The sequence below is a fragment of the Pseudomonas sp. HMSC057H01 genome, from assembly GCF_001836405.1.
Lineage (GTDB): Bacteria > Pseudomonadota > Gammaproteobacteria > Pseudomonadales > Pseudomonadaceae > Pseudomonas > Pseudomonas aeruginosa.
The window spans coordinates 1-13,077 of the sequence record NZ_KV828437.1; the positions used below are offsets into that span (position 1 = coordinate 1).

Here is a 13,077-nt window from a genome sequence, read left to right on the forward strand (position 1 = left end):
CGGTGGAGCGCGAACGTCTGAGTTTGCCGAGCGCGCCGAATCAGGTGTGGTCGATGGACTTCGTCTTCGATGCGCTCAGTACGGGGCGGAGGATTAAATGCCTGACGGTGGTCGATGACTTTACCAGGGAGGCGGTGGGTATCCTTGTGGATCACGGCATCAGCGGCTTTCGCGTTACTCGCGCACTGGATGAAATGGCTCGGTTCCGCGGTTACCCGACAGCAATCCGCACCGACCAGGGCCCCGAATTCACTGGCAAGGCACTCGATCAATGGGCCTATCAGCGCGATATCAAGCTGAAGCTGACCCAGCCTGGCAAACCCACACAGAATGCGTTCATCGAGTCCTTCAACGGCAAGTTTCGAGACGAATGCCTGAATGAGTACTGGTTCTGCTCACTGGCCGAGGCCAGAATTCGCATCGCAGCCTGGCGGAGGGATTACAACGAGCACCGACCGCATAGCGCTATCGGCAATCTCACCCCAGCGAAGTTTGCTGCGAAATGGCGGGCGAGTCAGCAGCAACCACGACATGAAAAATTGATATCAACCCCAGGACGTACTAACTAGGAAGCGGTACTAAGACTGGGGGCAGGTCACAGTCGCGCACGGGTCGATGAAAACAGTGGGACAACAGCACCCTGCGTAGTACATGTGCGCAGAGGTAGTCTCTGCGGTCCAGGGGGCTGAGGTACTGGTCTGCGCGACAGCGCTCCCATGGAGCCAGTACCTGAGAGAACTCCCGCAGTGCCCACTCAGGTACCTCATGCGTCTCCATGCTCCAGGTACGGACCTCGTCGCGGTCCATGACCCTGATTCTCAGAACTGGATGGTCATGCCAACGCCCAGCGTCCGCTCACGGCCGGGCGCACCAATCCTGGCGTCCGCCCCACCCGGCATGTACGCCGGGATATGGTAGCCGTACAGGTCATACTGCTTGTCGAGCAGATTATCTGCCCAGACATAGAGTTCGGTACCGCCATTGCGTATGCCAACCCTGAAATCCAGCTTGTTGTATGACGCCAGGTCAAAGTTGTTCTGGGGCGTCGCGGCGCGGCTACCCACGTAGCGGTTGGTCAGTCGCGCATGCAAGTGCGGCGAGGAGAGCCCGAACATCGAACCTAGGGGCTTCTGATAAGCGATGGAAAGGACCCCTTCCCAGCGAGGCACTTCGGGCACGTCGTTTCCTGACGCAACACCGTCAGCACCCGAAGCATCACCGCCGCCTCTGATCTTGGCGCGGGTATAGGCAAGACCGCCGCTGACGCTCCAGTGGCTGTTGATCATCCAACTCCAGTCAGCCTCCAGCCCTTGGCTGGTCACATTCCGGTTGCTCTTGCGGGTCGCCATGGTTTGCGGATCGAACATCAGCAGGTGGTCGTTCTTGACCTGGTTGAGGAACATCGCCAAGTTGAAGGTCAGCCGCCGATCCTCGCTTTCAAATTTGAGACCCGTTTCGTAGCTGTTCACCGAGCCTGGCTTGTAGGGCGCATCCTGCCCGCCAGAGGTGAAGCCGATGCCTTCCTCGTCGAAACCTCCGGACTTGTACCCTCGGGCGTAAACACCGTAGAGGTTCAGCTGCGGGGTCAAAGCATGGCTCAGCGCCACCCGGCCCGTTGCATAGCTGTCGGAAAGCGATTGGGCGTCCCTGGCCTCACGAATAGGGCTGGGATTTTCCGGATTTGCCCACCAGTGGGCGTCGTAGCGCTTCTTTTCCCAGGTGTAACGCCCGCCGAGGGTGAGCTTTGTCGCCGGGGCCACCGGGAAGGTGGCCTCTGCGAACAGCGCATGCGCTCTGGAGCTGAAGTCCCGGTTGGCGCTGGAGGCGGCGGGGTTTTCCAGGAAGAAGGTGTCGTAGGAGTCGAATCGGTCCATGTCCCGATCCGACCGATAGAGATTGGCGCCGGCCACCCAGAACGTCTCTGCTTCCGGTAGTGAGCTCAGGCGCAGTTCATGGTTGAAGATGCGTTCGCGCACTAGGCTGTTCCAGGTGGCGTCGGGGCGGAACCCGATCAGCTGCGTATAGGTACGTCCCTCGTAGATGGGCGTGGTGCTGCGATGGTGGGTCCGAGCAAAACCGGTCAGGGCCGTGAAGAGAGAGTTGTCGAACTGATGGGTGAACTCGGCGCTATAGCGGTCGACCTCGCGGCGGTTGCGCTCGCTGTTCGACGGAATATCGCTCTTGGGCGGATCACCATAGGGATACAGGAGATAGACCCAGTCGCGATGTTTCAGCACTTCACGTCCCGCGCTGAGATTGAGCGCGGAGTCCGGGCCGATGTCCCAACGCAGGCTCGCTCTTCCACTGAAATCTCTAGGCTTGTTCAACGGCTTGCCGGTTTGGCTGCTTTCGATGTAGTTGTCGAGTCCCGACCCGCGGATCGCCAACCGTGCCGAAACAGTGTCGGACAGAGGTCCACTGAGCATGCCTTCCAGCAGCCGCTGGTTGTCCTGGCCGAGTTCGCCGCGCAGGCTGCCCTCAAAGAATCGTGTAGGTTTGCGCGTCACCACGTTGACCGCTCCGGCCTCGGCATTGCGTCCGAACAGGGTGCCCTGGGGGCCTTTCAGCACTTCCACCCGCTCCACGTCCAGGATATCCAACGTGGCATTGGAGGCGGACATCGGCATACCGTCGACATTGATCACCACGGACGTGTCGTCCCCGCTGATCTTCTGCAGAGCACCGACGCCGCGCATTCGCAGCGTCGTGTTGGCTATCCCCATGTTGGTAATCACGTCGACTCCCGGCGTCTGGCGCAGGGCGTCCTCCAGACTGTACAGACGCCGCTCCTCTGCTTCTTCGCCGGAGATGACGTTCACGCTGAAGGGCAAGTCCTTGGCGTGCTCTTCGGTACGCCGAGCGGTGACGTTCATTTCCGGCAAGACAACGATCTCCTCCTCCTGCGATCCGACGTGATGCGCCAAGGCGGTACCGGGTACGGCTGTGCAGGTTACCAGAACCAGCACCGACAGACGCCCTCGCCGGGACGGAAAAAGCTTGGTCATTACGATGTTCCCTCTTAGTACGACAAAACCTCGGGCTGCTCAGCCGTAGGGGTTGCAGCCATTTCTTCGTGAGTGGGGCGCCCCGCGGTTGCGGGACCAACGGGCAGGCAGTACGGCACGAGCCTTCCGGCACTCGTGCGGTCGATCCGCTGGGTGACGAGGCCGAACAGTCGCTCACTCAGCCGGGAGTCGACGATGTCGAGTGGTGCCCCGTCGGCGACGATCCGGCCGTCTCGCAGAGCCAGCAGCCGGTCGGCGTATTGGCTAGCCTGGTTGAGGTCGTGCAGAACCATCACGACGGTCAACTGGCGCGTCCTCTGCAGGTGCGCGAGCAGTTCCATCAATTCCGCCTGGTGTCCCATGTCCAGGTAGGTGGTGGGTTCGTCCAGCAAGACGATGCTCGACTCCTGGGCCAGGATCATCGCGATCCATGCCCGTTGCCGTTCGCCTCCGGAGAGCGTGCCGATGTCACGGCCTTGCAAGTGCGAGATGCCGGTAGACTCCATGGCCCACCCGACAATTTCGCGGTCGTGGTTGGATTGCCGCGCGAGCAGGCCCTGGTGCGGGTAGCGGCCATAGGCGACCAATTGGCGTATGGTGACGCCCTGCGGTACGGCCGGCGATTGGGGAAGGAAGGCCAGCCGCCGGGCGAGTGCTTTCGGACTCCAGGAAGCCAACGGCTTTCCGTCTAGGGAAACAGCACCCGCCGTGGACCTGTTCAATCCTGCGAGAGCCCTGAGCAACGTTGACTTACCGCAGCCGTTGGGCCCGATCAGGCACACCATACTGGTGGGCTCGAATTGAAGCTCCGCCACCCGGAGCACTTCGCGCGAGCCGTAGCTCAGCCTCAACTGATTTACCGCCAACGTCATACGCGATGCCTCCTTTGACGGTGCAGCAGCAAGAGGAAGGCCGGAATGCCAATCAGGGTGGTCAGCGCACCGGCGGGAATTTCCAGTGGGCTGATCAGGGATCGTGCGAGGCAGTCAGCACCGAGCATCAGGAGGCTGCCGACCAGCATGTTGACGACGAAGAGGCGGCGCTCATTCGGTCCGGCGATCAGGCGGGACAGGTGCGGGGTGACCAAGCCGACGAAGCCGACGGGCCCCGTCACCGCCACCGCGCTGGCGGCCAATACGACAGCCACGACGATGGCCGCAGTGCGCCAGCGAATTCCACGTATGCCCAAGCTCGCCGAGACCCCGTCGTCCAGGCGCAGCAGGGACAATGGCCGCAACAACGCCAAGGTGGCCACGATGCCGACCAGGCACCATGGCCAGAGAACGTGCACATGCAGGAAGTCGCGACCATACAGACTGCCGGCCAGCCAAATCAGCGCGATCTCGGTGCGTGCGCCGCCCCAGACGACGATGGTCCACATCACCAGCGCATTGAGCACGGCGCCCACGGCGACGCCATTGAGCGTGAGGCGAAGCGGGCAGAGTTTTGAACGCCAGGACATGCTCAGAACGAGGCCCGCAGCGACCAACCCTCCGAATAGAGCGACCACTGGCAGCCAGACCATCATCGACGCATGATTGGTGCCGATCAGCGAGTCGGCCTTGGCTAAGTCCGTCACCAGCAACAAGGCGACGACGGCCAGCCCGGCACCACTGGATATGCCGACGACACCTGGGTCGGCTAGCGGGTTGCGGATGACGGTCTGCAGGATGAGGCCGGCGGTGGCGAGCTGCAGTCCGACCAGCACCGCCAGCACAGTCCGCGGTAGCCGCAGTTGCCAGACGAGCGCGCTTTCCAGCGAAGGAGCATGCCGCGAGAGAAGCCCGTCCAGGACATCGCCCGCAGCAAGCGGTACGGCGCCCCAGAACAGTGAAGCCAGCACCAGTAATGCCAATGCCGTGCACAAGAGTGCCAGCACTGCCGCATATCGGCCTCCTGAGCGCATCGCCACCTGGTGCGTCGGACTACGCATCGGAGGTCTCCCTCCGGCCGACCAGATAGACCAGCACTGGGCCACCCAGAAGTACGCATAGGATGCCGGCCGGCACCTCCTGCCATTTGGCGGCAAAATCAGCAGCGCACACCAGGCCGGCGCCCACCAATGCCGAGAGCGGTAGCAAGGTCCGGTGGCGAATACCCCTGGAACCCAGACCGAAGCGGACGATGTGTGGTGCGACCAGGCCAATGAAGGTGATTGGACCCGCGGCAGCCACGGCCGAAGCTGAGAGCAGCACCACCACGAGGCCGAACAAAAGGCGCCAAGCTGTCACGCGCATGCCCAGCGCAGTGAGCACATCTTCGTCGAGGATCATCGTGTCCAGTCGCCCAGCGCACGCAAGACCCAAGACTAAACCTGACACGACCCATGGCCAGAGCATCGCGACATGCTCCCAGGTCCGGTTGATCAGGCTGCCGGTCAGCCAGTAATAGATACCGTTGACCTCTACGTTCGCGGACACCAGCATCACGATGATGGCAGCGGCAAAGAACAGGTTGATGCTCATGCCGGTCAGCGTCAGGTACAACGGATCCAGCCGGGCTCCCATACCGATGGCAAGCGTGAGTGTCGCCGCGGCGATTCCACCGACGGTGCTCGCAGCGAGTTCGGCGGACGTGGGCAGACTGAGGTAGGTCATGCACAGGGCCATGGCAAACGCAGCTCCGGCGGTGACGCCGAGCAGCCCGGGCTCGCCCAGGGGGTTGCGGGTGATCGCCTGCACGATGGCTCCGGCCAGTCCCAGGGCGGCCCCAACCAGTGTCGCGGTCAACAGCCGGGGGAGGCGAATCTCGTGGATCACGAAGGCTGCGTCGGAGCCGTCGTCTTGGACGAGAACCTGCAACACCCGGCCAAACGGAATCCCGAAGTCACCCAGTGCCAAGGTCCCGACCACTATCGCGCCGATGGCCAACAGGCTGAGGCCAGCGATCCAGAGCGACCGCAACCGAGAAGAGAGGCGGGACCGCGCATCAATTGCGCACTCGTCCATGGCCGCTCAGCGCTCGAAATCCATGGGCTTGGCGCGGGCCGCAGCCGGAATGCCCGTGGGCTCGGGGAACACCCCCGGGTAGAGCAGATGCGCCATTTCGTGCAGCACCTGCCGTCGCGCTATGGGGCCATGCGACATGATGTACTGGTCTGAGACCCGCCAGGCCCGGCCGGACTGGACCGCCTTGAGGCGATTCCAAGCCGGGTGCTTGGTGAACGGTCCGGCATCACCCTTGAACGAGATGATCACATCCGGATTCAGCCGCAGCAGGGTCTCCATGGTTATCACGGACGAATCGGCAGATTCCATGCCCTTGGGCGGTTCGCCCTGGACGTTGGTTGCTCCCAGGCGCTCCATCACCTGAGTCGTCAGGTGGTTGCTGTAGTAGGCATAGGGAGCATTGCCCCAATGCCAGAGGAAAACCGCGCTGACCTTTCCCGGCGCGCGTTTGCCGGTCGCCTCCAGCTCGTCCAGGAAAGCCTGGTTCATAGCCGCGCCCTGGCTGTCCGCACCGAGCGCTCGTGTGGCTCGCTCCACTGCACTCACAGAATCATTCAACGTGATCAGGTCGAATGCCAGGAACGCCCCAGTCTCCTCGATCTTCTTGGCGAAGGGTTCCGTATACGTGCGTAAGCCGATGGTCAGATCCGGCGACAGTTTCGCCAGAACCTCAAGGTTGGTCTGGTGCACTTCGCCCAGGTTAACGGCCTTGGCAGCGGCATCTCCCAAGAAGGCGGAGCGCTGGTTGTTGAGCGTGGAAAGCCCCGCGACCTGTCGGTCGAGCGCAACCATGACGTCAGCCCCGAAGGTCGAAATTGATGCGACGGTTCGTGGCGCGCGTTCGATCACCACGGATTGGTTGCGATCATCCACGATGGTCCGTGGGTAGTCCTGCGCCTGTGCGGCGGCGGACCCCACGGCAAAGAACAGCGTCAGGAGTGATCGAGCGGTACGCATGGAGGCCTTCCTTCCCAGGATTCATATCGACCTTCAGTGTTTCCCGTTGCCTGAGAAAACCGCTCCCCGAATCGGGAATCAGTTCGCTCGCGATCGCCTTCCTTTCTGGGTAGCCGAAACTTCTTACCCGCTCATAAGCTCGGTCCGTCCCTTCACATGACGAATCTCCGATGGGTAATGACCTAAGTCGTATGGGCGCGCTGCGGATACTGCTGGAGTTGTCGGTGGGCCACCGTTTGGCCATGGCAGGAGCCTTGGCTTTGACCCTTTTGGCTGTACTGGCGGAACTGGCGCCATTCGCCATCCTGTACTTCGCTGTCGAGGCCCTACTCAGGACGCCTCAAGCCTTCGCCCAGGAACTTCTGACTCTGGCTCCCTGGCTGGTGGGTGGCATAGTGCTGAAGTACATGGCCTATGGCGTCGCCTACCTGATCAGCCATCACGCTGCCTACGCAATCATGGCCAGTACGCGCAGCCGCCTGGCGGCCAAGCTCGATGATGCGCCCTTGCACTGGATACATGCACAGGGGTCGGGCGCGCTGAAACAGTCCGTTATCCAGGATGTCGAGCGCATGGAGGCATTCATTGCCCATCACACCGTGGAGGTCGCCGCCGCGGTATTGGCGCCACTGTGTGTCACGACAGCCTTGCTCTGGGTGGACTGGCGGCTGGCAATGGCGGCGCTGGCAGTCGGTCCCTTGGCCCTGCTCGCTTCAACATTCGCCATGCGCGGAGTGGGTCAAAACCAAGATCGGTTCAACCGGGCAACGGCCAGCCTGAACAACGTGACCGTTGAGTACCTGCGCAACATGCCGGTGCTCAAGGTGTTCAGTCGCAGTGCCTCCGGGTTCCGGCTGCTGCGACGGCAGCTTCATGCCTACTATCGACTAACTGATCAGATCACTCGCAACACCGTTCCAGGGTGGGCGCTGTTCACCAGCGTCCTGGGTGCCCACCTGCTCCTGTTGCTTCCGGTCGGCGCATGGCTTCATGCGCGTGGGGAAATCGGTGTTGCTCAAGTGGTGGTGGCAGTGCTGCTGGGGGCTGGGATTTTTCGTCCCTTGCTAAAAGTCAGTCGCTTCATCATGGACATACCGCCGATTCTCGCAGGCCTACGCAGGATGGCACCGATACTGGCGCTCAGTCGCAAGCGGGGGCGAGCAGATCTGCCGGTGGCTGCCACCGTACGGGTCGACCTCGACCAGGTCTGCTTTCGCTATGGCGGACGCCACGTGCTGACCGGGGTGAGCCTGTCCCTGGCGTCGGGCACCTTCAATGTACTCCTGGGGCCATCGGGGTCCGGTAAGTCCACCATCGCGCAACTGATTGCGGGCTTACTGGCGCCAGAGTCGGGGTCGGTCACGATCAACGGGAAGTCCATCGCCACCCTCAGCGATGAGGAGCGTACCCGCTGCATAGCTCTCGCGGCCCAGGACGTGTTTCTCTTCAGCGGAACGGTGCGCGACAACCTGGTGCTCGCGCGCCCGCAGGCATCCGAGGCGGAGATCTGCCGGGCCGTGCGTGTGGCGCAGGCGCAGGCGCTTATCGAGGGGCTTCCTGCCGGCTACGACACCCCGCTCAATGAACTGGGCACCCGCTTATCTGGCGGCGAGCGCCAGCGCCTGGCGGTCGCACGGGCATTGCTTGCCGACGCGGCGGTTCTGGTGCTCGACGAATCCGCGGCGTTCGCCGACAGCCTGACGCAACGCGCGTTCTTTCAGGCGCTGCTCGAGGAGTACCCAGAGAAAACACTGCTTGTCGTTGCACACAGGCTGCATGGAATCGAGCAAGCCGACCAGATACTAGTGCTTGAGGAAGGTGCATTGTCCTTGTGCGGACGCCATGACCAACTCATGAGCGAGAGCGATTACTACCGGTCCATGTGGATGCATGAGGAGTTCGCCGAGCGCTGGAGCTTGCGCGGCGCTGCGCCGTCCCAAGACAGGACGCAAGAGTCGGCAGCATTGCCGGCGACATCTACCGCAGGGGGAGATTGAGACATGGAGGCGGTCACCTCTTGGACAAGCATTCGACGCATCATCCAGCGCAGTGGCGCGCCTACCTCCGCCCTCACCTTGGGATTGGCGCTGCGCGTGCTGGAACGGTGTTCCGAAGTGCTGCCCTATCTGCTGTGCTGGCTATGGCTTGGCGCCGTCCTGCCACTTTCTTTGCCAGGTTTTGCCTGGACAGCCACCTGGGCGGCCAGTCCGCAATGGCTGGCTCTGACCCTAGCTTGCCTGTTCCTCATGCAATGGGCTTTCGCCTTCGGCGGCCAGAAATGTTGCTTTCTGAACAGTTACCAGATCATCGAACGCTATCGACAGGGGCTGCTCGAGCGAGTCCGCAACATGCCGATCGGCGTGTTGAGAGGACGGCAGGTGGGGCACATGGCCGACCTGCTCACCGACGACATCAATCGTGTCGAAGCCATATTTGCCCATGTCCTGGCGGATTTCGTCGCCGCCGCGGGCCTGGCGCTGACGACGATCCTGCTGCTGGCAGCTATCGAGTGGCGGCTGGCCCTGGCGCTTGCTGGGCTCGCGCCCCTGGCCATGCTCGTCCTGATTGCCAGTGGGCGACTGTTCGAGCAGGCGGTCCAGCGCAAACACGCGCGCTTCAAGGCGACATCCGGGATGTTGGTGGAGTTCATCGGCGGCCTGGCGACGTTACGCCTCTTCAATCACTCGCGCGCCTGGTCGCAGCAGTTAGACCAGGCGTTCACCGAACTCAAGGCGCTCAGCCTGGGGATCGAGAAATGGGGCGGCGGTCCGGTCATGCTCTTCAGACTGATCGTCGAGTGTGGCCTCGTCGTCCTGTTCATTGCAGGCGGCTGGAGCATGTTCTCCCATGAATACCCCGCGCTGGTTTGGCTGGCGTTCATTCTGCTGTCTTACAAGTTCATTGGTCCGCTGCTGGAGTTGGCCGAATACTTGGTGATGCTCCGCCATGCTTGCCAGAGCGAGATGAAGCTCGACGAGCTATGGCGCGTCCCGCTCCTGCCCGAACCCGCCCTGGCTAGGCGGCCGGATGGTCTGGCCGTGCAGTTCGATCGCGTGTCGTTCGCCTACGGCGATCGGCTCGTGCTACGCGATGTCAGCTTCGTGGTGCCGCCTGGTAGCGTCACCGCCGTGGTTGGTCCTTCCGGCGCAGGCAAGAGCACGCTGTTGCATCTGCTTGCGCGCTTTCATATGCCCGACAGCGGCGCGATACGCATTGGCGGCTTGGATCTGCGTGATATCGGCTCCGACCAGTTGTATCGCGTCGTCAGCATGGTCTTCCAGCAGGTACAACTGTTCGACGGCAGCATTATCGACAACGTGCGTGCAGGTCGCGAGCAGGCCAGCGACGAGGAGGTGATTCAGGCCGCCGAGGCGGCTCATTGTGATGAGTTCATCGCCAGGCTTGCTGATGGCTACCAGACAAAGGTCGGCGAATCGGGGTTCGGCCTTTCGGGAGGAGAGCGGCAGCGGCTGTCGATCGCCCGGGCACTGCTCAAGGATGCGCCGCTGCTCCTGCTGGATGAAGTAACCGCCTCGGTAGACCCACGCTCCCAGCACGCCATCCAGACCTCTCTCGGCCAATTGGCTGCGGGGCGCAGCGTCATCATGGTCGCCCACAGGCTCAACACCATCAGGCACGCCGACCAGATACTGGTTCTGGATCAAGGCGCCTTGGTCGAGGCTGGAACCCACCAGTCCCTGCTTGCGAGAAATGGTCTGTACGCCGCGATGTGGAGGGCGCAAACATCCAACGGCTAGTCGCCATCATCTCCCTTGACTGGTGGACGAAAAGATAAATCCTTTGCGGGTTCTTGATGCCTTCTTCGGGTAGTTGGCGCTTATCGCGCCTCCATAGACTCGGGTGAATAGCCGCTCAGCGCGAGTGGAATCTCCGCCGAGTCTTCTCCTGCTCTTAAGAAGGTTTTGGACAATGTGTGAACGTCAGATCTTGTCACGCGCACTTTCCGCCAGTGCCCTGGCGGGCATGCTGCAACTCAGTTTCCCTGCGGGCGCCGCCGCTCCTTTGAACGATGAAGAGTCGGTAGTTCTGGACTCAATTACCGTGACGGCGCGTAAGCGCGAGGAGAATCTCAACGATGTTCCCGGGTCGGTGCACGTGGAGACTGGCCGTGACCTGGAGCGAAAACGCATGCTCGATGGAGCGGCGGCATTGCGCGATGTGGCAGGTGCGAGCGTGGGCATTTTCGGCGATCGCTCCAACGCTTTCGTCGTCCTGCGCGGCGTGGCACCCATTCTCACGCCGCTCAGTCCCGACGACAGCTCAGTACTGACCTTCGTGGATGGTGCGCCGATGCCGATTGGCGCATCGTTTTCCCCGTATCTGGATCTTGAGCGAATGGAGGTGATGAAGGGGCCACAGAGCACGCTCTTCGGTCGCAACACCTCGGGCGGCGCGATCAACCTTGTGCCGGTGAAGCCAAACCATGAATTCGAAGCCTCGGTTCGGGGCGAAGGGGGGACCGATGGCATCTTCCGCACTGAAGCCATCATCAACGGCTCACTCGTTCCGGAAACGCTATCCGCGCGCCTGGCTCTCCGGCGCTCAGGCGCCGACGGCTACATCAACAACGTCGCCGGACGCGACTTGGGAGAGGAGCGGACCTGGGCCGCGCGCGGCTCTGTGCTGTTCACGCCTTCCTCCCGGGTGCGATGGCTCCTGAGTGCTCAGGGGGAGAGCACGGATAGCGCGCCAACGGCCTACATTGCATACCGGCCGGGGGAGCGAAGACCGCGGCACAGAACAAGACGATCGACGACATCCGGATGTACGCATTCAGCTCGCGTCTGGAGTACGACTTCGATGACATGACCGTCACTGCACAGACTAGTTATGCGCGCCTGAACGACCAGAACGACTACAACTTCCCGGATGCGAGGATTGCCAGCGACTTCAGCGGCCTGCCGCCCGAGCAATTCCTGGATCCAGCGACCAACTTCATCGACTGGCGAAAACGCGACTCTCGACTGACACAAGAATTCAGGCTGGGATCGCTACCGGGGGCCGATATCGGCTGGCTTGCGGGCGTGGTGTTCTATCAGGACCGAGCGCGCCGGGACAGGACCAGCGAGATGTGGTACTTCGGGCCTTCTGCCAGTGGCAGTACCGACTACGACCTGAAGACGACAGGTCAGGCATTGTTTGGCGAAGCCACCATTCCCTTGAATGAGCGCCTGCAACTCACGGTCGGAGCGCGCGCGACACGCGAAGACAAGGATTTTCATTCGGAGTACCACAGCAACGGAGCAGAAGGCGCGGTGCCTTACTTCCGTGAGTCTGGATCAGAGGACTATCGCTTCCTGACGGGCCGTACCTCGTTGTCCTATCGCTGGACCGACGATCTGATGACCTATGCCAGCGTGTCGAGGGGGTACAAAAGCGGCGGATTCGGCCTGGGTAGCTCGTTGATGTGGAGCGGCGTGCCGCGAGAGCCCTACGACTCCTCGACCGTCATGAGCTATGAGCTCGGTATGCGCTCCAATTGGCTCGACGATTCGTTGGTGGTCAATGGTGCGTTGTTCTTCAACGATATGAGCAAGGAGCAGATGCAGAGCTGGGACTACGAGAACTTCACCGGAAAGAACCTGAACCTGGATGCGCGGTCGGCCGGCTTCGAGTTGGACGCCCGTTACCTCGCAAGCCGCAATTGGTGGATGGAGGTAGGCGTGGCCTATACATACAGTTCGCTGCGCCACGTTTCTGCAGAGGCGGCCGCGCTCCAGGACGGCTTGCGAAGTGGCAACAGGCTTCCAAGCGTACCGGAATGGACGGCAAGGACCGCGCTGGGATATGAGGCGCTGGGTCGTGAACTTGGGTTCTCCGGATGGCTGGCAGAGCAAAGGGTGAACGCAATGCTCACATACAACTTTGTCGGCAGCCGTTTCACCGATGCTTCCAACTTCGGCAGGCTCGCTCCGGTTCACTTGATCTCGGCGCGTCTGGGTATCGATTGGGGCGACGGGGAGTTCTACCTGTTCGGGGACAACCTGCTGGACAAGAGATACATGACGATCAAGGACCGCTTCGGCACCGACCCCCAGGGCCAGCCGGTCTACGGCGTTTCCTATGCGCGCGGTGCAACCCTCGGGGTGGGGATGGTGCTGCGCTTCTGATGCAGGCATGCACGGCCGCTGTCCGGCGCGCCTGGA

The 13,077-nt window shown here is 62.0% G+C and carries 10 protein-coding genes; 5 read left to right on the top strand and 5 right to left on the bottom strand.

Annotation, left to right across the window (positions count from 1 at the left end):
- Positions 1-569 (top strand): IS3 family transposase (locus tag HMPREF2581_RS10415; RefSeq protein WP_049267015.1); only part of this gene is annotated, 569 nt, incomplete at its 5' end.
- A 249-nt stretch (positions 570-818) separates the two neighbouring features.
- Here HMPREF2581_RS10415 and HMPREF2581_RS10420 read toward each other — a convergent pair.
- From HMPREF2581_RS10420 to HMPREF2581_RS10440, 5 genes are read right to left on the bottom strand one after another with little or no spacing between them, the layout of a single operon-like run.
- Positions 819-3,005 (bottom strand): TonB-dependent receptor, encoded by a 2,187-nt coding sequence (locus tag HMPREF2581_RS10420; protein ID WP_016254099.1) that lies wholly within the window; start codon positions 3,003-3,005, stop codon positions 819-821.
- 14 nt (positions 3,006-3,019) lie between these two features.
- Positions 3,020-3,877, bottom strand: coding sequence for an ABC transporter ATP-binding protein (locus tag HMPREF2581_RS10425; RefSeq protein ID WP_003141111.1), 858 nt, complete (start codon positions 3,875-3,877; stop codon positions 3,020-3,022).
- Positions 3,874-4,938 carry a FecCD family ABC transporter permease gene (locus HMPREF2581_RS10430; RefSeq protein ID WP_003141110.1) on the bottom strand — a complete coding sequence of 355 codons (1,065 nt, stop codon included), beginning with the start codon at positions 4,936-4,938 and terminating at the stop codon, positions 3,874-3,876. The genes HMPREF2581_RS10425 and HMPREF2581_RS10430 overlap by 4 nt, the downstream gene beginning before the upstream one ends.
- On the bottom strand, positions 4,931-5,953 hold the full coding sequence (locus tag HMPREF2581_RS10435) for a FecCD family ABC transporter permease (protein ID WP_003141108.1): 1,023 nt from the start codon (positions 5,951-5,953) through the stop codon (positions 4,931-4,933). The genes HMPREF2581_RS10430 and HMPREF2581_RS10435 overlap by 8 nt, the downstream gene beginning before the upstream one ends.
- A 6-nt stretch (positions 5,954-5,959) precedes the next feature.
- On the bottom strand, positions 5,960-6,910 hold the full coding sequence (locus HMPREF2581_RS10440) for an ABC transporter substrate-binding protein (RefSeq protein WP_003141107.1): 951 nt from the start codon (positions 6,908-6,910) through the stop codon (positions 5,960-5,962).
- Positions 6,911-7,080: 170 nt separating this feature from the next.
- Here HMPREF2581_RS10440 and HMPREF2581_RS10445 point away from each other — a divergent pair, with 170 nt between their 5' ends.
- From HMPREF2581_RS10445 to HMPREF2581_RS10460, 4 genes are all read left to right on the top strand, one after another.
- Entirely contained in the window at positions 7,081-8,907 is a 1,827-nt protein-coding gene (locus HMPREF2581_RS10445; protein ID WP_016254100.1) for an ABC transporter ATP-binding protein, read from the top strand.
- A gap of 3 nt (positions 8,908-8,910) precedes the next feature.
- Entirely contained in the window at positions 8,911-10,668 is a 1,758-nt protein-coding gene (locus HMPREF2581_RS10450) for an ABC transporter ATP-binding protein (RefSeq protein WP_003141102.1), read from the top strand.
- A 172-nt stretch (positions 10,669-10,840) separates the two neighbouring features.
- The gene (locus HMPREF2581_RS10455) at positions 10,841-11,740 is read left to right on the top strand and encodes a TonB-dependent receptor (RefSeq protein ID WP_016254101.1); all 900 of its coding nucleotides are present in this window, start codon (positions 10,841-10,843) and stop codon (positions 11,738-11,740) included.
- On the top strand, positions 11,695-13,041 hold the full coding sequence (locus HMPREF2581_RS10460) for a TonB-dependent receptor (RefSeq protein WP_003141098.1): 1,347 nt from the start codon (positions 11,695-11,697) through the stop codon (positions 13,039-13,041). The genes HMPREF2581_RS10455 and HMPREF2581_RS10460 overlap by 46 nt, the downstream gene beginning before the upstream one ends.
- The last annotated feature ends 36 nt before the right edge of the window (positions 13,042-13,077 follow it).

What these genes read in the sequence shown, in the direction of transcription:
- HMPREF2581_RS10425 (WP_003141111.1), bottom strand. Translation starts at nt 3,877, where the DNA reads ATGACGTTGGCGGTAAATCAGTTGAGGCTGAGCTACGGCTCGCGCGAA.
- HMPREF2581_RS10445 (WP_016254100.1), top strand. Translation starts at nt 7,081, where the DNA reads ATGGGTAATGACCTAAGTCGTATGGGCGCGCTGCGGATACTGCTGGAG.
- HMPREF2581_RS10440 (WP_003141107.1), bottom strand. Translation starts at nt 6,910, where the DNA reads ATGCGTACCGCTCGATCACTCCTGACGCTGTTCTTTGCCGTGGGGTCC.
- HMPREF2581_RS10450 (WP_003141102.1), top strand. Translation starts at nt 8,911, where the DNA reads ATGGAGGCGGTCACCTCTTGGACAAGCATTCGACGCATCATCCAGCGC.
- HMPREF2581_RS10460 (WP_003141098.1), top strand. Translation starts at nt 11,695, where the DNA reads ATGTACGCATTCAGCTCGCGTCTGGAGTACGACTTCGATGACATGACC.
- HMPREF2581_RS10435 (WP_003141108.1), bottom strand. Translation starts at nt 5,953, where the DNA reads ATGGACGAGTGCGCAATTGATGCGCGGTCCCGCCTCTCTTCTCGGTTG.
- HMPREF2581_RS10420 (WP_016254099.1), bottom strand. Translation starts at nt 3,005, where the DNA reads ATGACCAAGCTTTTTCCGTCCCGGCGAGGGCGTCTGTCGGTGCTGGTT.
- HMPREF2581_RS10455 (WP_016254101.1), top strand. Translation starts at nt 10,841, where the DNA reads ATGTGTGAACGTCAGATCTTGTCACGCGCACTTTCCGCCAGTGCCCTG.
- HMPREF2581_RS10430 (WP_003141110.1), bottom strand. Translation starts at nt 4,938, where the DNA reads ATGCGTAGTCCGACGCACCAGGTGGCGATGCGCTCAGGAGGCCGATAT.